This window comes from Parendozoicomonas haliclonae, from assembly GCF_900174585.1.
GTDB classification, from domain to species: domain Bacteria; phylum Pseudomonadota; class Gammaproteobacteria; order Pseudomonadales; family Endozoicomonadaceae; genus Sansalvadorimonas; species Sansalvadorimonas haliclonae.
This window is the reverse complement of the sequence record NZ_FWPT01000009.1, coordinates 26,827-47,147: the sequence shown is the minus strand read 5'-3', so window position 1 is coordinate 47,147 and position 20,321 is coordinate 26,827. Positions and strand designations below refer to the sequence as shown.

Annotated in this window: 20 protein-coding genes; 7 read left to right on the top strand and 13 right to left on the bottom strand. The window is 53.3% G+C overall.

The window, feature by feature from the left end; all coding sequences use genetic code 11:
* Nucleotides 1-585: 585 nt before the first annotated feature.
* Nucleotides 586-1,692 carry a hypothetical protein gene (locus EHSB41UT_RS18030; RefSeq protein WP_133060568.1) on the top strand — a complete coding sequence of 369 codons (1,107 nt, stop codon included), beginning with the start codon at nucleotides 586-588 and terminating at the stop codon, nucleotides 1,690-1,692.
* Nucleotides 1,693-1,699: 7 nt separating this feature from the next.
* Here the strand turns inward: EHSB41UT_RS18030 and EHSB41UT_RS18025 are convergent, their stop codons facing one another.
* A complete protein-coding gene (locus tag EHSB41UT_RS18025; RefSeq protein WP_087112252.1) occupies nucleotides 1,700-2,212 on the bottom strand; it encodes a peroxiredoxin family protein in 513 nt (170 codons plus the stop codon).
* A gap of 145 nt (nucleotides 2,213-2,357) precedes the next feature.
* On the opposite strand from EHSB41UT_RS18025, the gene EHSB41UT_RS18020 reads away from it, so the two are divergent.
* Both EHSB41UT_RS18020 and EHSB41UT_RS18015 read left to right on the top strand, forming a co-directional pair.
* On the top strand, nucleotides 2,358-3,629 hold the full coding sequence (locus EHSB41UT_RS18020) for a hypothetical protein (protein ID WP_087112251.1): 1,272 nt from the start codon (nucleotides 2,358-2,360) through the stop codon (nucleotides 3,627-3,629).
* A 75-nt stretch (nucleotides 3,630-3,704) separates the two neighbouring features.
* Complete coding sequence (locus EHSB41UT_RS18015) at nucleotides 3,705-5,141, top strand: CAP domain-containing protein (protein ID WP_087112250.1); 1,437 nt, start codon at nucleotides 3,705-3,707, stop codon at nucleotides 5,139-5,141.
* Nucleotides 5,142-5,163: 22 nt separating this feature from the next.
* Here EHSB41UT_RS18015 and EHSB41UT_RS18010 read toward each other — a convergent pair whose 3' ends face one another.
* Entirely contained in the window at nucleotides 5,164-5,703 is a 540-nt protein-coding gene (locus tag EHSB41UT_RS18010) for a DUF2058 domain-containing protein (protein ID WP_087112249.1), read from the bottom strand.
* Nucleotides 5,704-5,864: 161 nt separating this feature from the next.
* On the opposite strand from EHSB41UT_RS18010, the gene EHSB41UT_RS18005 reads away from it, so the two are divergent.
* A complete protein-coding gene (locus EHSB41UT_RS18005; RefSeq protein WP_087112248.1) occupies nucleotides 5,865-6,326 on the top strand; it encodes an acyl-CoA thioesterase in 462 nt (153 codons plus the stop codon).
* Here the strand turns inward: EHSB41UT_RS18005 and EHSB41UT_RS18000 are convergent.
* Both EHSB41UT_RS18000 and EHSB41UT_RS17995 read right to left on the bottom strand, forming a co-directional pair.
* A complete protein-coding gene (locus tag EHSB41UT_RS18000; RefSeq protein ID WP_087112247.1) occupies nucleotides 6,321-7,352 on the bottom strand; it encodes a YcjF family protein in 1,032 nt (343 codons plus the stop codon). The two genes, EHSB41UT_RS18005 and EHSB41UT_RS18000, sit on opposite strands and share 6 nt — an antisense overlap.
* The gene (locus tag EHSB41UT_RS17995) at nucleotides 7,349-8,764 is read right to left on the bottom strand and encodes a YcjX family GTP-binding protein (RefSeq protein ID WP_087112246.1); all 1,416 of its coding nucleotides are present in this window, start codon (nucleotides 8,762-8,764) and stop codon (nucleotides 7,349-7,351) included. Before EHSB41UT_RS17995 ends, EHSB41UT_RS18000 begins: the two co-directional genes overlap by 4 nt.
* A gap of 165 nt (nucleotides 8,765-8,929) precedes the next feature.
* Between EHSB41UT_RS17995 and EHSB41UT_RS17990 the strand changes: the two genes are divergently transcribed.
* Entirely contained in the window at nucleotides 8,930-9,691 is a 762-nt protein-coding gene (locus tag EHSB41UT_RS17990) for a TSUP family transporter (protein WP_087112245.1), read from the top strand.
* 13 nt (nucleotides 9,692-9,704) lie between these two features.
* On the opposite strand, the gene EHSB41UT_RS17985 is transcribed toward EHSB41UT_RS17990, so the two are convergent.
* From EHSB41UT_RS17985 to EHSB41UT_RS17955, 7 genes are all read right to left on the bottom strand, one after another.
* Nucleotides 9,705-10,310, bottom strand: a complete 606-nt coding sequence (locus tag EHSB41UT_RS17985; RefSeq protein ID WP_087112244.1) for a hypothetical protein — start codon at nucleotides 10,308-10,310, stop codon at nucleotides 9,705-9,707.
* Nucleotides 10,307-10,882 (bottom strand): hypothetical protein, encoded by a 576-nt coding sequence (locus EHSB41UT_RS17980; protein WP_087112243.1) that lies wholly within the window; start codon nucleotides 10,880-10,882, stop codon nucleotides 10,307-10,309. Before EHSB41UT_RS17980 ends, EHSB41UT_RS17985 begins: the two co-directional genes overlap by 4 nt.
* 268 nt (nucleotides 10,883-11,150) lie before the next feature.
* Nucleotides 11,151-12,299, bottom strand: a complete 1,149-nt coding sequence (locus EHSB41UT_RS17975; RefSeq protein WP_087112242.1) for a 5-(carboxyamino)imidazole ribonucleotide synthase — start codon at nucleotides 12,297-12,299, stop codon at nucleotides 11,151-11,153.
* On the bottom strand, nucleotides 12,300-12,782 hold the full coding sequence (gene purE / locus EHSB41UT_RS17970; protein WP_087112241.1) for a 5-(carboxyamino)imidazole ribonucleotide mutase: 483 nt from the start codon (nucleotides 12,780-12,782) through the stop codon (nucleotides 12,300-12,302).
* A gap of 173 nt (nucleotides 12,783-12,955) precedes the next feature.
* Nucleotides 12,956-13,777, bottom strand: a complete 822-nt coding sequence (locus EHSB41UT_RS17965) for a hypothetical protein (RefSeq protein ID WP_087112240.1) — start codon at nucleotides 13,775-13,777, stop codon at nucleotides 12,956-12,958.
* Nucleotides 13,778-13,885: 108 nt separating this feature from the next.
* The gene (locus EHSB41UT_RS17960; RefSeq protein ID WP_087112404.1) at nucleotides 13,886-14,689 is read right to left on the bottom strand and encodes a DUF1338 domain-containing protein; all 804 of its coding nucleotides are present in this window, start codon (nucleotides 14,687-14,689) and stop codon (nucleotides 13,886-13,888) included.
* Between the two features lie 150 nt (nucleotides 14,690-14,839).
* The gene (locus EHSB41UT_RS17955) at nucleotides 14,840-16,270 is read right to left on the bottom strand and encodes an aminotransferase-like domain-containing protein (protein ID WP_087112239.1); all 1,431 of its coding nucleotides are present in this window, start codon (nucleotides 16,268-16,270) and stop codon (nucleotides 14,840-14,842) included.
* A gap of 151 nt (nucleotides 16,271-16,421) precedes the next feature.
* Between EHSB41UT_RS17955 and EHSB41UT_RS17950 the strand changes: the two genes are divergently transcribed.
* The gene (locus tag EHSB41UT_RS17950) at nucleotides 16,422-17,018 is read left to right on the top strand and encodes a LysE family translocator (RefSeq protein WP_087112238.1); all 597 of its coding nucleotides are present in this window, start codon (nucleotides 16,422-16,424) and stop codon (nucleotides 17,016-17,018) included.
* 15 nt (nucleotides 17,019-17,033) lie between these two features.
* Here the strand turns inward: EHSB41UT_RS17950 and EHSB41UT_RS17945 are convergent, their stop codons facing one another.
* Nucleotides 17,034-17,957, bottom strand: a complete 924-nt coding sequence (locus tag EHSB41UT_RS17945; protein ID WP_087112237.1) for a hypothetical protein — start codon at nucleotides 17,955-17,957, stop codon at nucleotides 17,034-17,036.
* A 119-nt stretch (nucleotides 17,958-18,076) separates the two neighbouring features.
* Nucleotides 18,077-19,150 carry a patatin-like phospholipase family protein gene (locus EHSB41UT_RS17940; RefSeq protein ID WP_207626695.1) on the bottom strand — a complete coding sequence of 358 codons (1,074 nt, stop codon included), beginning with the start codon at nucleotides 19,148-19,150 and terminating at the stop codon, nucleotides 18,077-18,079.
* Between the two features lie 133 nt (nucleotides 19,151-19,283).
* Here EHSB41UT_RS17940 and EHSB41UT_RS17935 point away from each other — a divergent pair, with 133 nt between their 5' ends.
* Complete coding sequence (locus tag EHSB41UT_RS17935; RefSeq protein WP_087112235.1) at nucleotides 19,284-20,321, top strand: C45 family autoproteolytic acyltransferase/hydrolase; 1,038 nt, start codon at nucleotides 19,284-19,286, stop codon at nucleotides 20,319-20,321.

Below are 20,321 nucleotides of genomic sequence, written 5' to 3'. Positions count from 1 at the left end.
TTGAAATGATTTGGTAAAGAAAATGCCCAATTCATAAAGATCGTTTCAATTTTCTAGCTTCGGGTCAGCTTTGTAATCTGTACACCTTATAACCTTGTAGAAGTTCAGACCCGGCCTGACAGTTACCGATAATTCAAAGGGTGTCTGTCAGGTCAAAGTCAGCCAGCATATTGATTTACACTTGCAGGCAATCAAACCTTAAAACCATGTAAGCGATACCCCCTCACATCTGCTCACTCAGGGCCACCACCCTTCAGCAGAGCAGTCTTTGGCAGAGCACTCTACTCCCGATGCTCTCAACTTATCTTATAACCGGCCTGTCAGACGACTTCAGAACCTGCCCTGCCCTCACCTGTCGAACACGTATTCAGGCACACTCATTGGTATCGGTTAATGGTGGTAACAAGCAAAACGTCTTCAGTCTGCATCCTGGTTCTGCTGACAGCGTTCAACCTTATCACTGATCGAGCCTATGGAGAGCTCCTGCATCCTACGCACCAACATGCGGGGCCGATCCTATGGATCAATCATGTTCGCGAACATATGGGACTGCCAAAGTTGACCGAAAATAAAAGGCTGGCTCGCATGGCAAGACACCATGCCAGTTACTTCAAGGCCTTCCAGATCAATTGGCCTATTTCGTATCCCGACATGGAAACCCAGGATCACGGCAATGGCCTGCCCCATTCTCCTTTTAAAATTTATCCTGCGCTGGAAGACCGGGTTTTGAATTTTCGCTATCCAGCCTTATGGGTATTTGAAGCCTACCATCTGGAAAAATGGGAGGCTCTGGACGGCTCGGATATCGGACAGCAAATTTTTTACGATATGGATCCCCTTCAGCGCTATTTCGCCCTCCACCCTTACCTGAATGAAATAGGTTATGGCTATCAGTCCTATACCAGCAGCGCAGGGGATATCGTCGCAATGAATGTCATGACCTTTGGACACTCCCACGTAAGGGAACTCTGTGAAAAATTGCAATCCACTGCCCGCGCGCCCATGCGCATGCCCAAGACTTCAAAGCAATGGTGTATAGGTACCCGCGACAACCTAGCGATCAATGACATTCAGCAAAAGATAACGCAACACGCCAAGAACCTCCCCGATCTTACAACCTATCCCTATGATGGCCAGACAGATGTCCCGGTAGACACCCCGATAGCCCCTCCTTTTTTACATGAAGGGCAAGCAGGTCCGGCAATATCCATCCATGTCAACACAGCCAAATGGCCCAAGCTGAAGGTACGAAAAGCCAGGCTTTTGAAAATAACGCCACACGACTCCGTGCCAGTAAAAATCAAGGAGCTACCACAAGCCCCTCTTCCACTGCTCCCCGAATATGGCCCTGATTACATCGTCTTTTATCCCGTTCAGACATCGGACCATGATCAACGCTATCTTGCCAGCGAAGGTCCCCTTGAATATGGACAACACTACAGGATTGAGCTGATCTATAGACTTGCCGGCACCGACCATCTGAAAACTATTCATTTTCAAACAGAGACCGCCCCGAGTCGCGTAGCTATGGATGAACAACATAAAGACACAAAAACACCCAGGCAGGAAGGGGATTCCAGGATTGGCTGTGACGTTTTATGGACCAAGAGCATTAATGAGGACGGCGAAGAGGTCCTTTACCACACGTGTTCAGACGAGTCTGCCACAGCACCGGTTATACCGTTCTATTAGGGGCTGTTTACTCTTGATTCTGCAATCGGGAAAGAATGGTATCAGCATCGCTCATCTGCAGAAGTCCGGGCTCCTCCCGGACAAAAAACGTAATCACGCCATTCTCCAGCACCATGGCAAATCGGTCTGAACGTACGCCCATTCCCTTATCAGTCAGATCCAGCGTGACATCCATCGCCCTTACAAATTCCGCCGAGCCATCACTGAGCATCCGAACACGACCATTCACACCCAGTGACTGCCCCCAGGCATGCATCACAAAGGCATCATTCACGGCAATACACCAAAGCTCATCAAAACCCAAATCCAGAAAATCCTGATAGTGATCCAGAAACCCGGGCATATGGGTGCCATTACAAAGGGACGTAAACGCCCCGGGCAGACCAATCACCAAAACCTTTTTCTTGAACGCGAGATCCGGCAGCCGCCAGGCCAGCGGGCCAATAGCGATACTGGTGTCCTCCCCTCCGGCAAATTCATACACGGTAATATCCGGCAATGTCTGACCTATGTATTCCATCCCTGACAGTCTCACTTTTGCAGATCTCTTCTTTCAATAAAGCACAAATCACAGCCATCTCTCTAACCGTTCGGTCAGTCACTCTCCGAACAAGACTTGCTCAGCCCAGTCCAATGGAGATTCATTACAACTGTCGGCACCGGTTATGGCCATAACACGCAAAACATCTTTAAATCTGGTTCTTTTCCTGCTGATGCTTCTCCTCAGCCTGCAGGCTTCCCATGCTCAGGCAGAGCTGTCACCTTCCGAGCAGCCCCCCTCCGGACCGACACAATGGATCAATAAAGCCCGGGCAGGTATGAAGCTGCCCTTAATGCGGGAAAATAAACAGCTAAACCGGATAGCCCGCCACCATACCCGCTACCTGAAGGCCTATCAGGTCGATTGGCCGGTATCAAAGGCCAATCTGGAAATCGATCGCTCGCTGCCCGGCCAGCCTCAACCAAACTTCAGACTGCTCCCTAAACTCGATGACCGGATTTTGCATTTCCGGTATCCCTCTTTGTGGGTGTTTGAGTCCTATCACCCAACCCGTGTAGAGACATTGGATGATCCGGATGCCCATCGCCGGATGTTTACCGATATGAGTTATGTCCAACGCTACTTTGCCCTTCACCCTTATCTGGATGAAATCGGTGTGAGTTATCAAGCCTACACCAGCACTCAAGGCACTAATATCGCCGTTAGCATTCTGTCGTTTGGACAATCTCTGGTCAGGGAAGTCTGCGAAAATCTGCAAGCAGATGCTTACGCACCGATGCGTCTCCGCCCAGAGCTCGATCAATGGTGTCTGGGGACTCGCGCACTCCTGACTCTGGATGATGTGATGAAGATAAGAAAACACCTTGCTGAGGAACTTCCTGATCTCTCCGTATACCCTTACGATGGTCAGAGCCATGTTCCCATCAAATCCTCAATGGCTCCCTCCGCCCTTGGCGAACAGCAGACCGGACCTGCGGTAACGATCCATATCAACGAGGACAAATGGCCGGATATGAAAATCCGTAAGGTCTGGCTCTGGAAGATGACCCAGCAGGAGCCGGTGCCAATAAAAATCAAGGAACTCCGGAACGCCCCACAGATGAAAACCGGCGACGGTAGCGATTACTACGTTTATTATCCGGTTCAGGCGTCAGAGCATGATCCAGGCTACCTTGCCAGCGAAGGTCCGCTTGAATATGGACAACGTTATACCATTGAACTGGTCTACCGCATCGAAGGGATTGATTACCAGAAGACTCTGGAGTTTCAGACAGAACCCGACCCGGAGCTGATAAGCACAGAAGAACAAATTAGCGACGAAGATAACGCCATGCCCATGAAACGTCCGGAAGCCTCCAACACAGGTTGCGATGTGTTATGGACCCGCAGCATCGACGAGAACGGCGAGGAAGTCCTTTACTACCACTGCCGCTAATCTGCTGAGGATTGGGGAATGAACTATTTCCCAGCCCTGCACTCTGAGGATGGTTCCCAGTGCAAGGGCTAGAGCATGAGCAATCCAAAAGCTTTCATATTCCCTACCGGTATCGGCCTGTGCCTTACGCTCTGTCTGGCATCAGCGTTTTCATGGGCCCAGGGTACTATCAACCATAACAGCATCAACCAGCCTCCTGATATCACCCGATTGAATTTCATCAGAGACAAGGCCGGGCTGCCTCCGTATGAACACAACGAACAGTTACAACAGGCAGCACAACATCACGCCCGATTTCATGCGATCCACTCGACAGAAACAATGGCGATAGATCACCACAGTGAACAACTGCCGGATGGATATCCCTACAGTCCAACGCTCCCGGCCATCAATGATTTGGGAGACAGAACAGCGTATTACAACTACTCATCGACAACCGTCGGCGAAGTTATGACTTTTAGGGAGTTTTACTCAAGGGAAGAAATATTTACCGACAGCGACAATCTATCCTGGACTGGGCTGCTTGATGAATCGCTGGATCACCGGAACGTTCTGCTCTCTTACTCTTTTGATGAGATCGGTGGCTGGCGTGAACAATCTTCACAGCACGATTCACTTTACATGCATCATGTTTATAACGTAGGCGAAGGTCTGAGTCGCAAAATGTGCGATGCCATTATTCATAACCCTGATTTGGCTGAGAGCAATCAGGATTACCTTATCTATCCCTCTCTACCAGAAAATCTCAAACTTATTCGCTACTGCGCCAACCATGAAAACATACTGTTGGGTCAGGATTTTTTTATCGAAACTCGACACAAGTACCGGGCGCCCCTTCCGGATTTCTTCACTTACCCCTACAACGGGCAAACCCATGTCTCGCCCAGAAGTAAGAATATCGAACCCTCCGTGATGGCGCAGATCAATGGACACCTCAATCAAGTTGGTCCCGCCATTTCTGTCCATATCCACCCTGACAGGAATAAGCAAATCACCGTGACTGGCTTCAATCTCTATCGAGAACAGGGTCAGGAGCTCATCCCTGTTACCACAATCCCGGTCACCAATAGGTTGACCATTCTCGGTAGTGAGATCCATGCCTGGTACCCTGCTGATCTCGACGGATCACCAGACGGCAGAAACGGTGAACTGATCCCAGACCAGACCTACCGGGGTGAGCTGCACACCGTTCAAGACGGAACCCTTCACACCCACATCTTTACCTTTCATACCGATGCGGATCTGTCGCGGCAGCCAAGATTGAGAGCACAAGGTTCTTCACTGGAAGATGCCGACATCTTTTCCACACCGATCCTGATTGCAGAGGAGGTGTTTAATAACTTCAAAGGCAATATCAGCTTTGGCGCCAAAGAAATAGCCAGTATTTTGGGGCTTGCCCCCCATCAAATGACCCTGAGCGGCCGCTGCACAAAAGACGCGATGCTAAACGGAAGGAAGGGAGCTGGCGGCCACTGGTTTATTCACTGTGAACCGCCAACATCTGACAATTAATAACGGCTGAAGCCTGCCGGGCTTACCACATCAGATCATCAGGAATCTGGTAGTCGGCGTAAGGATCGTCTTCATCGACATCGTCCTGCTTGCCTTTGTTGTTCACCAGCAGGTATTTGTCCGCTTCATCAGCCAGACGGGCTGCGAGGGTTTCAGCGACCTTACCGGAGATCAGTGCGTAATCGTCATCACCCAGACGAGCAATAGCCAGACGACCATTGACCAGTTCATTGGACTGTTTCTCGTCCAGGTACCACTTCTTGATCTTCTTGTTATCAACAAAGTTGTACGCGGTTTCACCGTCTTTACGGGCGATACGGTTAGTTTCGATAATCTGGCGAATCTGGGCCTGCTTCTCTTTCTCGGCGCGCTCAGCCTCACGCTTACGGTTCAGCTCCTTATCACGCTCAACCTGCTGGCGGCGCTCTTCGTCCAGACGCTTACGGTTGGCGGCCTGATCATCCACACCCTGCTTTTTCTGCTGTTTCTTCTGGGTACGGGCCTGTTGGTGTTGCTTCTTGTTGGCAACACCGGCTTTCAGTAACTGGTCTCTCAGGCTCATAAGAGTCTCTTCCGATGATTTTTAACGAATGGCGGAATTATACAACGGCAGCAACGCCAGACCAGTGTTACAGAAAACAACCTTGCACGGGTTGTCGTCACCGGGACGGAATCCCTAACATAGAGACTTATTCAGGAATTTTATTCTCAGGGATAAATGCCATGCCATTTCCAACACCCGATGCTCTGCCCTGGCAACGCACCAATCCGTTTATCTGGCGTATCTCCTGTGCCGGAGAGCATGAGGACCGTCTGGGTCATGTTAACAATGTGCAATATCTGCACTGGCTGGAAGAAGCAGGCTGGCAACATATCACCCTTCTGGGCGCGCCCTGGGAGAGCTGGCGTGATGCGGGCGCAGCTATGGCAACAGTGCGTACCGAGGTAGATTATCGCGCTGCCGCCTATGCCGGGGATTTGCTGTATATCGGCACTTGGCTGACCGGCGGGGACCGGCTGCGGATGACCCGGGAGTTCCAAATTATCCGGGCCAGCGACAGCAAAACCCTGCTCACAGCCAAACTGGATTATGTCTGCATCTCCCTTACCACCGGCAAACCGGTGCGCAAGCCACCAGCTTTGGAGCAGGCACACCAGCAGGCAATGCGGGATGCCGGTTTATGAGCCCTGATTAAGCAGCCGCTTTTTCACTTCCTGAAGCAGCTGACCATGCAACTCTCCAAGACGGGGACGATTACGGTCAGTAAACGTCAATGGGCGACAGAGCGCCATAGCCTGATAACCCAGCCGCGCCGTTAACATACCACCGCCCAGCCCCTGGGCAATACGGGCGGAAACCTTGCCGGTCATTTCCATAGACAGATACTGGCTACCCAGATCAATGGCCGCCTCGCTGACACCGGCATAGAGTATATTGCCCACCACCAGCCGCAACAGCCGGATACGACTCCAGTAGCCCAGCTCAATGCCATAGCATTCTGCCAGTTCTCGGATCATGCGCTGGTTGCGCCAGAGGATAAGAGCAATATCGAGCACTGCAACCGGACTGGCAGCCAGTAACAGTGATGATTCCAGAGAGTAACGATGAACGATAGCCTTGGCCTTTTCATCCAGCGGGTTCAACACATAGCCATCAAACAGAGTTAACTGCTCGGCATCAGTATGTTCACTGCGCCGCATCTGGTAAAAGGTCTGTACACCTTCATGCTGTGGCAGGTTCTGGCATAAACCATTTAAAAACCGGGTCGCCTCTCCCTGCTGCACAGACTCCCGCAAACGCTCGGCCTGCGCCTGGATATCTTCGGTTCCTTTCAGCTGTTTCAGCTTGCGGTATTCCTGCCAGCCCAGCCGGCCAATCCACACACCACCCAGCGCAATAAAGGCGGCTTTCAGGCCAAAAAGCCAGCTACCTGCCTGCCAGGATTCCCACAGCGAATAACCGGTCTGTCCCGCAATCAACACCAGCCCCGACAGCACAACCCATCGCCCCAGCCGGGAGCTACGCTTCGGCGAAACAATCTCTTTGGCTTCAAAGACCGGAATCTCCGGACTGTCCGGCTCAATCAGTTCACCCGCCGTAAACTGCTGCGCCCCCTCTAAAGAAGCCTCACGCGGATCAACCCTCGCTTCCGGCAAGGTTTCATCAAACTGCACACGTCGTTTGAGTGAGTCTTCCGATTTCTGACTCATACCAGTTTGTCCCCCAGCAGATATTCCAGCAGATGATCAAGGCGAATATGATCCATACCCTGCTCTGGCAGGTCTCTGGGGCGGTAGCTGGTAAATTCAAAACCCTGCTCTTCCCAGAAATTATTGTCGGGCAACTGTCGTGGCACCTGCCCCGGATAAACCGTCAGCTGCTGGTTGTCCGCCAGACTGTAACCCTGAATCACCGGATAGCGTTCACCGTCTTTTTCCAGCACTCCGGCACGGGTAGCCCGGATGGCACTGATCGCCATGGTTTCCACCTCACAGCCATCAAACCCTGCATAATGGCGGCTATGGCGCAAAACATCCGTGAGCAGGTTCAACAGATTGGGTTGTTGATCGGTGGTGACATGGTCCACCTTACTGGCGGCTATCAGCAACTTATCGATACGCGGCGCAAACAGACGACGCAGAAAATTACTCTTCCCGAACTGGAAGCTTTCCAGAATATTGTTCAGAGCCTGGGTCATATCTTCAAACTGTGCCCGCCCCCGGTTCAGGGCGGTCAGGCAATCCACCAGCACCACCTGACGATCAAAGTGAGCGAAGTGATCCTTATAAAACGGTTTGACGACTTTGTTCACATATTCCTGATAACGTCGTTTCAGAACCTGGTAGGTACTGTCTTTGTGACTGTCTTCCAGACTCTCCAGATCTTTGTCCGTCAGTAACGGAAAGAAGGTCAGCAGCGGTGTACCTTCCAGCTCCCCCGGCAGCAGCATCCGGCCCGGCTGCGCTTGATAAAAGCCCTGCTCCAGCACCAGATCCTTTAACAGTTGCTGATAACTCGCTGCCACATCTTTCAATTGTTGTTCGTTTGCTGCCTCTTCAAGATTGAGTGCGTGCAGCGACTCCTGAAACTGTGGCCACAGCTTTGACTGCTGAAACACCTGCAGACGTTGTTTTTGCTGCTGACACCACTCCCGAAAGGTAAGACGCAGCATCGGCAAATCCAGCAGCCACTCGCCGGGATAATCGACAATATCGAGATAGAGTGTGGCCGTCTCGGTCACACGCGCTCGCAGCCCCTGTTTAGGACGAAAGCGAATAGCCAGCCGCATTTCACTGATAGTACGGGTGGATGCCGGCCACTGGGGAGGGTTCGCAGACAGCGAGGCCAGAGCACCGGTCAGATCAAAGCTGGCAATATCCAGATTGGGCTGCATCTCTTTGCGTGTGCCCAGCAGACGCTGCTGACGGCAAACTTCCCACAGAGGCAACTTTTCTGCACTGCTGCCGTGGGTCAGTTGATGCACCAGGCCGGTAATAAAAGCAGTTTTGCCCGCCCCTGAAAGACCAGTGACCGCCAGACGCAGATTCAGATCCGCACTCCGGCGCGCCAGATCCTGAGTGTGGCGGGAAAGTGATTCGATGGCGCTGCGGAAGGTTTCCATAAATCCAATAAACCGTATAAGCCTGCCGAACAATTTATCGTTAATCCTACCGGGAAATAAAGAGGAGAGCGGTTTGGATGCCGCGAAAATATTGATACAGCCGCAGGATTTCCCAGGCACTGATCTATAGAATGCCCCCTTTCTTCTCTTTTTCGGACACAGGCGATGGACTTCCTCTCACCGGACATGCTGGTCATCCTGTTTTTTGTTGCCGGTTTTGCCGGGTGTATTGATGCCATGGCCGGTGGCGGTGGACTGATCACTGTGCCGGCTCTGCTGGCGACCGGAATTACTCCAACTCAGGCTTTGGCGACCAATAAGCTGCAGGGAACGGCGGGTTCACTGACTGCGAGCCTCTACTTTATCCGCCGTGGTGTGGTCAGCCTGAAAGATATGCGCTTTGCCATCCTGTGTACGTTTATCGGCAGTGCACTGGGCACCGTGCTCGTTCAGCAGGTGGATACCAGTGTTCTGTCATCACTGATTCCGCTGCTGTTGATCGGCATCGCTTTGTACTTTCTGTTTTCCAAAAACATGGATGAAGGCGAACAGAAGATTACCCTGCACACCTTTGCCTTAACGGCGGGCTTTGGTATTGGTTTTTATGATGGCTTCTTTGGCCCGGGCACCGGTTCCTTCTTTGCCATGGCCTTTGTTTCACTGATGGGCTTTGCTCTGCCCAAGGCCACAGCCCATACCAAAGTATTGAACTGCACCAGTAATGTCGCTTCGCTGCTGTTCTTTGCTCTGGGCGGACAGATGGTCTGGATGCTTGGTGGTGTGATGATGCTGGGGCAGTTTATCGGCGCACGGATCGGTGCCCGCCTAGTTCTCACCAAAGGCCAGCAGCTGATTCGTCCGATGATTGTAGTGGTGTCCGTGGTAATGTCTGCCCGACTAATCTGGCAAAACTATTTCGGCGGATAATCACCAGGCTTGTTCAGGTGCGGGGGCGACGCTCAATCAGCAGACACTCCCGCTCTCTCAGGGTGCCCAGACAGAAGCGTTTACGGTTGGACTGGGTATCCATCCATTCCCGGCGGATGCGCAGATTGGGCTCCTGCTCTCTGGCAGAGGTGATATATTCCACCTGCCCTTTCACAATAGATTTGCGGCCTCTCCGACAAGGGTCAAAAGCGTAAAACCAATCTTCGTCCATCTTCAGTGCCAGCACATAGTGCCAGAGCTTTTTATCGGTATGCAGCCGTATCAAGGCGGTACCGCCCCGCTCCAGACAATCCAGTAACGGGCCCTTGGCAGCGATGGAGAAGTTGTCTTTATCCAGATAGGCGGTGGACACATCGAAGCTGCCTTCCTGATACTTCTGCAGCCAGTTGCCCAGCAGGGCAATGGCCAGACCGGTAGTGCCGTGGCCCAGGTTGCCCTGGGAAGTCACCGTATCGAGGCAGTAGAGATAGATTTTCTGGATCACCAGCGGCGGGATATCATCCCGCTCAAACAGATAAGCCAGTGCATTGATAAAGGATATGGGAACACAGTCGTATGCTGACACCTGATAGCTGAAAGGGGTTTTCAGAACCCTCAAGCCACCATCCTGTCCAGCCGGTGCAGACGCTCACAGATCACCCCCTGAACATTGTAACGATCAAGAGAAGACATCTGAGTCAGCAGCTTTTCATTCATCACATGCAGGTGCAGATAAGGACTGTTCTTGCGGAACTCACGCAGATCGCCCCGGGTAATCACCGGTAGAAACTGGCGACCATGCTGCTGATATTTGGTGCGAATCAGCTCCAGAGCCCTTTCCACGGGAACCGGCGGACTCATCTTGCCGCCCTTAATCGGGATACTGATCATCACCTGTTCATGACGACCCACAGCATCACCGGGAATCACCCGGATCCCCGTCGTGGTAATCACACTTTCCGGGATAAAAGAAAAGGTATCGTGAAAGGCATAAGGGTTCGGCAGCACCGCAAGACCATCAGAGCCCGGGCGCCAGAAAACTTCGTAGGAGGTATAGAGTTGCGACACACTTGGGCTATAAACACAGAAAGCCCCGCAAACCTCTTTAAAAAAATCGACTGCTTTCTGCTTCCCCCGCAGGGTCGCAATATCCCACAGCAAATCCTTGTTATCAGAGGCAAAGCCAGCCATGACTTATTCCTTTTTAGGTACCGACGCCGACTAAAAAACTGTTGAATACCCTTTCAACACTGACGCCTGAATCTTTTCATTCTATGTAAACTTCCCAACAATGTGAACAGAGTCCCAGTGGCTTTCAGCAAAAGCCCTATGCTCCATATCAATAAAAATGTTAATGCCCTATGCCTATAAAATCAGCACATAAAAAAACACCACCCATACCTATCAGTATTGGTGGTGTTTTTGTATTTCATCAACAATCGGGTGTTGAAAGAATATATCAGCTGTAAGCGGCTTCGGTTTGGGCAATCCAATCCATCAGCTGTGGCAGGTCATCACTGACAATATTTACATGTCCGAGCTTGCGACCCGGCCGTGGCGTTTTTCCGTACCAGTGCAGGTGAGCCCAGGGCTGAACCAGCTGCAGCGGCGCCGAGGAGTCATCAGACAGCTCCAGGCCCAGCAGATTAACCATACCGGCTACGCCCTTCAGGTTCGTCTTGCCCAACGGCAGATTGGTAATACCGCGCACATGGTTTTCAAACTGGCAGGTTTCCGCACCATCCATGCTCCAGTGGCCACTGTTATGAACCCGAGGTGCCAGCTCATTCACCATCAGTTCATCGCCAACCACAAACAGCTCTACTGCCAGCACACCCACATAGCCGGTTTTCTCCAGCAGCTGGGTAATATACTGCTCGGCCTTGGCCACCAACGCATCGGAGATGCCCGGCGCCGGGACAATGGAGGTTTTGAGAATACCGTTCTGGTGACGGTTCTCACCGGGCATATAAAACACCACCTCACCGTTGGCATTACGGGCACCTACCACACTGATCTCACGATCAAAGGGGATTTTCTTTTCGACAATCCACTCATTGATGCCCTTGCCCTGCTCAGCATATTCCTGCAACAGGCGAGCACGCTCTGTTTCAAAGTGCGCCAGATCGGCTTCGGTATCAGCCACCCACTGGTTGTAGCCGTCGTAGCCATCTTCGGTGGACTTGATCACCACCGGTAAACCACCAATGGCATCAACGGCAGGCTGAAGCGGATCATTATTCTGCAGACGGGACCAGGGAGAGAGAGGAATACCGCTATCGGAGACGAGGGTTTTCTCCCGATGGCGGTTCTGGATGGCCCAGACAATATCAGGGTCCGGGTAAACCGGGCAGTAAGTCTTGAGCTCCCGCAGCAGCGGCACATTCACCGACTCACGCTCAACGGTGATCACATCCGGGCGCCCCAGTGCTTCAAACAGCTGCTCGGGGGTCTGCTCTTCGGTGATACGAACCACATCACCATAACCATGAATACAGACTGTCGACTCCTGGGGTTCCGCCAGAAAGCTGAACTCGATCCCCATGGGCATGCCGGACAGGGCCAGCATGCGCGACAGCTGACCACAGCCCATTATGGCAACACGCATTTATTCCACCTCCACAGCAACCTGTTCGGTCTGGCGAGTACGCCACGCGATCAGTCGCTTGGCCAGCTCATCATCGGACGTGGCCAGAATCTGGGCTGCCATCAAACCGGCATTGGCAGCACCGGCTTCGCCGATGGCCTGAGTGGCAACGGCCACGCCTTTTGGCATCTGAACAATCGACAACAGACTGTCCAGGCCATTGAGTGCCTTACTCTTGACCGGAACCGCCACGACCGGCAGATGGGTCATGGAAGCGATCATACCCGGCAAGTGGGCTGCACCTCCGGCTCCGGCAATAATGACTTTACGTCCGGCATCGGCTGCGCCCTTGGCAAAGCTGACCAGACGATCGGGAGTACGGTGGGCGGAAACCACTTTGGCTTCATAGGGAACCTGAAGTTCGTCCAGGATCTCTGCCGCTTTCTGCATGGTGGGCCAGTCAGACCGGGAACCCATTACGATTTCAACCAACGCCATTGTCATTCGTTATTCCTGCGTTTTTATCAGCGTTATCTGCCTGAGAATCCAGCCGAAACTGTGGTGACGATCAACAGGCCTGCGAGCTATAACACCCGGCGGTAAAATCCGCCGCCGGGAATTCTAACAGGTCTGGAGGGATGCGCCCAATAGGAGGGCGCGGGAGAGTGAACGGAAGGCTATTTATTGAGCTTGTCGACCATTTGATCCACCGCCAGATCAGAGGCAAGCTGCATGGCAACCATCGAGCGGTAAGCGCCTGAGTAATGGGAGAGTTTAGACCGCAGCCCATCACCATCTTTCAAGGCAACATCACTCTGGGTCTCGACTCTCACCTTATTGCCATCATGCTGCCGAAACACCGTGCTGAGTTCAGCATGTTTGTTATTGCCCCAGCCGGGTTTCTTGCCTGCCAACAGCATACACTTGCCAGGCTTGCGACTCGGGAATTTTCTGTTCACCTGTTCACTCATTTTGTCGAGCTCGATTTCCGCAGTCTGCACACCCTGTTCGGCCTTCAACTTACCCACCATTTTTTTCAGGTCCGCGCCAAGCTGTGATCGTAAGCTGCGCCCCTTATGGGTTTGCGGCAGGCCGGCGTTGCCCTGAGCATCATAAACCCGGGTCTTAAAGGTGTAGGTGGTAAACAGAAAATTCTTTTTGGCTTCGATACCGTAAATTTCCACACAGTCTTTCTGCCCGGTCTTTTCCTTACGTTCAAGGGTCATATCGTGAGCCAGACAGGCCTTGGCCAGCTGGCTGCCCAGAGCTATCTGGCGAAACTGTTGGGTATCCGGCGTGACCGGGCGAACATCCCGGTGATTGATGGTCAAGCCTTCTGTGGAAATGGTACGGGGCAGTCGGACATTGACGGTCTTGAAGAGATTCCGGACTGAGCGCCCCTTATGGTTGCCCTCAACTTGCCCGAATTCCCGTTGAAACTGCTGGTCGGGCGTGCGCCCCACCAACTTGCGAAATAGATTGCCGATATCCAGCCCCATGGTCATCCTCCCTGATCGTCACGTGCTATGCCTGTATATCGGCATCCCTTAATAAACACGCTAGACCAAAGCTGGAATGACCTTGGGCTGATGAGTCAATGCTCAGGTTCAGCTGGCATCGGTACTTTCAAAGATTTTATCCGCAGAAGCGGCGACAAAGCCGGTATAGAGCGCGCCGTCAGCCTTAGGATAACGGCGGGCAAATTCATAGAAGCAGGCTGGGATCGTCTTTTCACCATCACGGAAACGGACCGGGGCCTTGTCGGCCAGGGTGGAGGATTGTTCCAGCAGCACCTCGGGTGAGCCTTTGATCTCACCACCGGAGGTATTCAGGGCAAAGCCCGCCTCTTTCAAAGACTGATTCACCGACTCCAGCGTGGTGAAGTTTGCCAGCGTATTCACATTTACGGTGAAGTGGTTGGCACGGTATCCCCAGGCTGCCATCCACGCCGCATATTCGGATTCTGCCAGCAGCTGCTCATAGGTGGCTGAATCCACCTGCCAGTGGGTTCCAGAATAGAGGAAGTTATCCGCCGTTACGGCCTCTTCCGGCACCTGTGCCACCAACTCGTTCACAACCTCTTGCAGGGCAGGAGAGCACTGATCCACCAGCAATTCAGAGATAAACACCTTTGGCTGATTCGGGTCCGGATGCTCATAGTGACGTGCGTACAGCTTCTTCGATTCAAAATGGTACTCGCCACACTGCTGGTAGCCGATGGCCAGAAAGTGTTGGGCCAGCTTGTCCAGCCCAACCTTTTCCAGGTTAAAGGTGCGCAGGGCAATATGATCATTGATCACATCACTTTGCTGGGAGTCCCCCAGAAGCTTGTGAATACGGGCAGCGGATGGTGTGACTTCAAGGAAGTTCTCCCAGAGATGGGCGAACAGCGTATCAACATTGGTATGCATGCAGAGGCCTTGCAACAATTTATCAGGCTCTTGTGAAGCCTGTTTGTTATTACTGTTTATTGTGCTTGTATTGCAGCCCTCCATTATCCCGATCCCGGCTCGAGTGTCATCCGGTAAAATGTAACGGCTGCATAACCTCTTGCGAGCGGCTCAGGCTGAGTCCGTCAACTCAGGTTCCGAGGCCAGAATCTCAGCAACGATCTTGAGCCCAGTTTCAACATCACGGCGAAACCGTGGCGCACTCATGGCAATACGCACCGCCGGCGGAACAGGGTAGCCTGGGGGCACAAACAGCTCGCCGGACTTCACCTTCACCCCGCGCTCTTCACACGCTGAGAGAAAGGCACTCAGCGGCCAGTGCTCTGGCAAGGTCAGCCACAGATGGAAACAGCCTTCCTCAGCCTTGAATGTCTGCCCCTGCAGAATGTCACCGGCCAAGCGGAAGCGGGCCTGCATCTCGGTGCGTACAGCCGACAACGTCTGGTCAGCATGCCCGCGACGAATCAGTTCACAGGCCAGTCCGGTCAATAACGGGCTGACCATCCAGCACTGGTTCTGAATGGTCATGGTCAGCCGCCGGGTCATGGCCTTGGGCACCTGCACAAAACCAACCCGTAAACCGGGCGCCAGGTTCTTGGAGAGAGCACCGATAAAGATCACCTGCTCCGGATCCAGATTGACCATTGGCTCGGTACGGGAAGCGGGTTGCAGACCATTGACCTCATCCTCGATAAAGATCACATCATGTCGACGACAGACTTCAAGAATCTGCTGTCGTCTTTCCCGCCCCATATTGGCGACAGTGGGATTCTGCAAAGTCGGGGTGCCATAGATAAACCGCGGATGATACTGGCGACAGGCATTATCCAGCGCCTCGGGAATTAAGCCTTCGTCGTCCATATCCACCGGTTTGAGTGTCAGCCGCTGCTGGCGAGCCAGATTGATCAACCCGGGATAGGTCATCTTCTCCACCAGCAGGCAGTCGCCTTCCCGGCAGAAGGTTGATAACACCAACTGCATGGCATTCTGGGCGCCGGAGGTAAACCGCAGCCGGTCCGCATCCAGCTTAAAGCCATGGCCTTGCAACCAGTCCACAATCACCTGCCGGTGTTCGGGAATGCCCTCCGGCGGTTGATACAACAGCAAGGCATTCAAGGCCGCAGGGTCTGCCGCCAGATGGTTCATGGCATCCTGCAGCATCACTTCCCGATTGATAGCCGGCGGCAGGTTGTAGCCAAAATCAATCTCCTGACTATCCCCCTCCTCCGGCTCTGGTGCGGCAAAGAACCACTGCGGCATACCATGGCTGCGAATAAATGTGCCCGAGCCAACCCGGGCTTCCACCAGTCCGCGTCGCTCACAATCGGCATAAGCCCGGGTGACAGTGCCTACGGTGGTGGACAACACATCGGCCAGAGCACGATGAGTGGGCAGCTTTTGACCGGGGCTCAAAACACCGGTGCTCATCAGCTGCTCCACCGCTTTGGCAATGCAGCGGTAACGAGGCAGGCTTTCCTGTTCGGCCAGAGTGGCACTGGTGCTTTGCAAGGCAGAGCAAAGCGCTTTGGTAGTGATTGTCATGGTGACAATAAAACCTTTGACGGAGTTATTTTTGCTATTTATTGTCCATTGTGTCGACAGAAAGCATACAAATCAAACCAGACAATAGAATTGTAGCGATACAATTTTCTGTCTGGTCATTAATAACCATGACCAGTGATTCAGAACCGCTATGGAAATTCACACCCTGCTCTCTGTGGCACTCTTTGCCGCCACCATGACCGGCACACCCGGGCCCAACAATATGATGCTGACCGCATCCGGTGCTCTGTTTGGCTACCGTCGCACTCTGCCCCACATGCTGGGTATCTGTCTGGGCATGTTTACCCTGATACTGGCGACCGCTGCCGGCCTGGGACTGCTGTTTAGTCGCTTTCCGATGATTCAGGAAGGGCTGAAGTGGCTGGCCAGCGCCTACCTTCTGTATCTGGCCTGGCGTATTGCTTCCGCACCAGCACCCAGCCAGCATGAAGAGACCAGCGAACGCCCGATGAATGTGTTGGAAGCCGCAAGCTTTCAGTATGTGAACCCAAAAGCCTGGGCCATGGCGATTGCCGCCATTGGTACCTTCTCACTCTCGGGTGGGGACTACTGGCTGTCGGCCTTGATGATCTCTTCGGTGTTTATGGTGATTGGCTTTCCCTGCATCTCGATCTGGGCCGGATTCGGCACGCTGATTGGTCGCTGGCTCTCGACTGATCGTCAATGGCGTCTGTTTAATCTCAGCATGGGAATAGCAACAGCCTCCTGTCTGATTTTTATCTGGTAGACGCTATTCGAGGCACTATTCGAGCCGTTCCGTGCCTTTGCAATGAGAGCGCCGCCCGGAGCGGCGTGTCACACGTTCCTTGACCGGGCTGGGCGGAGGCGTATCCAGACCACTGCTGGCATCCGAACTTTGGGAGCTGAGAGAGTCCAGCGAATCCGAACGCAAGATCAGACTGCGCAAATTATCCCTGTCCCGGGCATTGCTGCCACAACGGGCAATCGCATCATAATCCACCTTGAGTCGGTAGGTTCTGCGCTTCAGCAGCCAGTGATGTCTATCCATGGCATAGGGTTCACGCTTTTGCACAACAATAGTTAGCAGGTTGGAGATCGTAGATGCTCGCTCTGCCGTAGGTGTGATCAGATAATCCTGGATGGTTTCGTTGAGGTCCCACAGGATTCGATAAGGCTGGTAGCCAATCACCACCCAGGCATTTTTCTCAAATTCACACAACGGATCGTCACCCCTGCGGCAACAGCGGCTACTGGCAGATGGCCCCATAAACATATTGCCGGGCATATAGGAGAACAACTCGCCAAAGGCATCCAGACCGTCAGGCACCAGCCCATCCTGATCGAATTCAATACGCTCCTGAACAAGACGCTGCACCAGCCGACTGGCATCGACCGTGCTGCCGTGGTGACGTACCGAGTAGTCACCAATACAGCGCCACATCTGATCGAGAAACTTACGGGAGCATTCCAGATGACCATTGGCCAGATGGGCATTCCAGTAGGCCTGCAGGCGGGAATTGGGCACCACATGATGGCAGCTCAGTTCGATCTGCTGCTCACCATCACTGTAACAGCAGCCACTCACCTTCCGGCGACGGCCACCAAAATCCGTGATGCAGCACAGCGTCATATCCGCCCGGTAAGGGCTGGCAATAGGATTGGAGCGGCTGCGGGCATCATTATTAATGCGCAGATCAAGATGCATCCTTGCGTCCCCTGACAGTAAAGAACCATCATAACGGGGATTGCCTAACAATGGGGTCAGCGGCACTAACCGCACGGTTAGCACTGCTGACAGAGATTGTTAGGCAATATTAAGAAGTCTTAGAAAGTCAGCGGCTCGATAACATCTGCCAGCTGCTGCTTTTCGACCAGCTCCAGCCATTCATCGCCCATCCGGTCACTCTCGGCCACTGCCTTGTTCCAGTACTTCTGGCGGGTTTCGGTATCGAGATTGGTAAAGTCGTTACGATCGGGAATCTTCCCGTAAGGCAGACTGGCGACAAACTCTGGAGACGGGGCCACCAGCAAGGTTCGGCGATAATTCTCCGCGCTGGGCTTGCGCCACGGCAGGCCTTTATCAAACCAGCCAGGGATCGGCTGCTCTCGGAAGTGCGGGTAAAGCACCAGCCCCTCATCAACAGTCAGAGGCAGATCAAAGTGATAGTCGGTCACGCCGCCATCCCGATACATGCCCGGTCCTGCTCCAGGGATATCTTCGACACCGGCCAGCACCAGAGGAATGGAACCGGAAGCCTGAATGGCCGCCGCAACATTATCAGTATCCAGCTTCACCCGGCGGGTGGGCAGATCGCTCATCTCCCCTACAGGCAGATGCCCCAGAGGATGCTCAAACACAATCCGGCTGAACAACGGCGCCAATAAACGACGGCTAACCGCATTTCCCAGAGAAGCTGCCAGCAAACCAGCCATTTGTACGGGACGCTTTTCACTGGCCATCGGTCCATGCCCCTGAACCGCAATCAGATTCAGATGCCGTACCGGGTTGGCAATAATTTCCTGTGCGCCATGTTCACCAAAAACATGGTTGAGAATGCCAACGATATTGGCCGACACCTGCTCCGGTGTTGGGCGGGCGTCGTACTTATCTCTTATATAAGCTTCCTGAAACCGGTTGATTGCCGCCACCGGATCATTCATGCCATAACAGGCAAAACGCCAGCAGCCTGCAGAACTGCCCAGCAGAGCCAGAGGCTCGGTGCGGTCTTTAAAGGTCGTACCCAGCAGTGCCCGGTCCATACCACTTAACACAAACCACTTGGGTCCACCGGAAGCGCCCAGCATGGCTTTGACATCTTGCTGCTGAAAGCCCTGTGACTTGATGTGCGCCAGCGCATCCCGGCCACCGCGCACCACTAAAGATCGTTTTATCGCCATCTACTTATTAGTCTTTTTTAATACCGCGTGCGGGCTATCTTAGCGGGATTGCCGGAACAACTCACCAACCCCGACTAAACTCATCAGCTGTTTTTGTAACGACCTCTCTCCTCAACAGCCAGTTCCTGTATTCATGAGTGAAAGCTTCCCCCTGATCAGACTGACGGGCAGCCCCGAGCAACGGGGGGCAAGCCATGGCCACCAGTTACAGGAAAAGATCGCCGCCACCATAGAGTTTTATGGTCATCTGCTGAATATCAAAGAGCGTGAAGTGCTGGATATTGGCCGGTACTTCCAGCAACAGATCCAGCGCCAGTTTCCGGCTTACTGTGAGGAGATCGAAGCACTGGCCAGTGCCGCCGAGCAGATCCCCGAATGGATATATGTACTCAATGCCCGTTCAGAGCTGATCAGCCAGAGTCTTGAGTGCAGCACTCTCACCTTTCGGGATGCCTGCCTGCTTGGCCAGAACTGGGACTTCTGTGAAACCCTGCAGGATCTGGCCGTACTGTTACATATCACTCTGGAGAACGGTCATCAGCTGCTCACCCTGACCGAACCCGGCATTATCGGCAAGCTGGGCATGAACAGCCGAGGGCTCGGCTGCTGCGTGAATATGCTCCACTACAAACGACGCTGTGAAGGTATCCCACTACATATTGTGCTGCGGAGCCTGCTGGAAGCCACAAGCCTGGAACAGGCTCGGGAACTGGCCTTCTCCCTGCCTGGCAGCCGGGTGGGCTCTATAACGGCGGCCAACAACCAGAATCAAAGTTTCTGCATTGAGTACGCGGGGGAACGCAGCTGGTTTCTCTCTCCACCGGGCCGGATAAACATTCACACCAACCACTACCTTGGTCATCGCCTGAATCCGGAAAGCGGTGCCTACCAGAACTCCTATGAACGCCTGCGCACACTGGCGAGGCTGACCTCCATCTTCACCACCCAGAACCTGCACACCATGTTCCGGCTGCTGTCTGATCGCTCCAATCCGGTTTATCCGGTCAATCGCCCCTGCCAGACCAATGACTTTTCAGCCTTTGGCAATGTGGGCACCCTGGCCACCGTGGTTATGGAACTCAGTACGGGCGTACTCCATATCCGCAAGGGAAATGATCTCGGCGAAAAAATCATCAGCTATCCTGTCGTGGATTCTCAACAGTCGATTTAG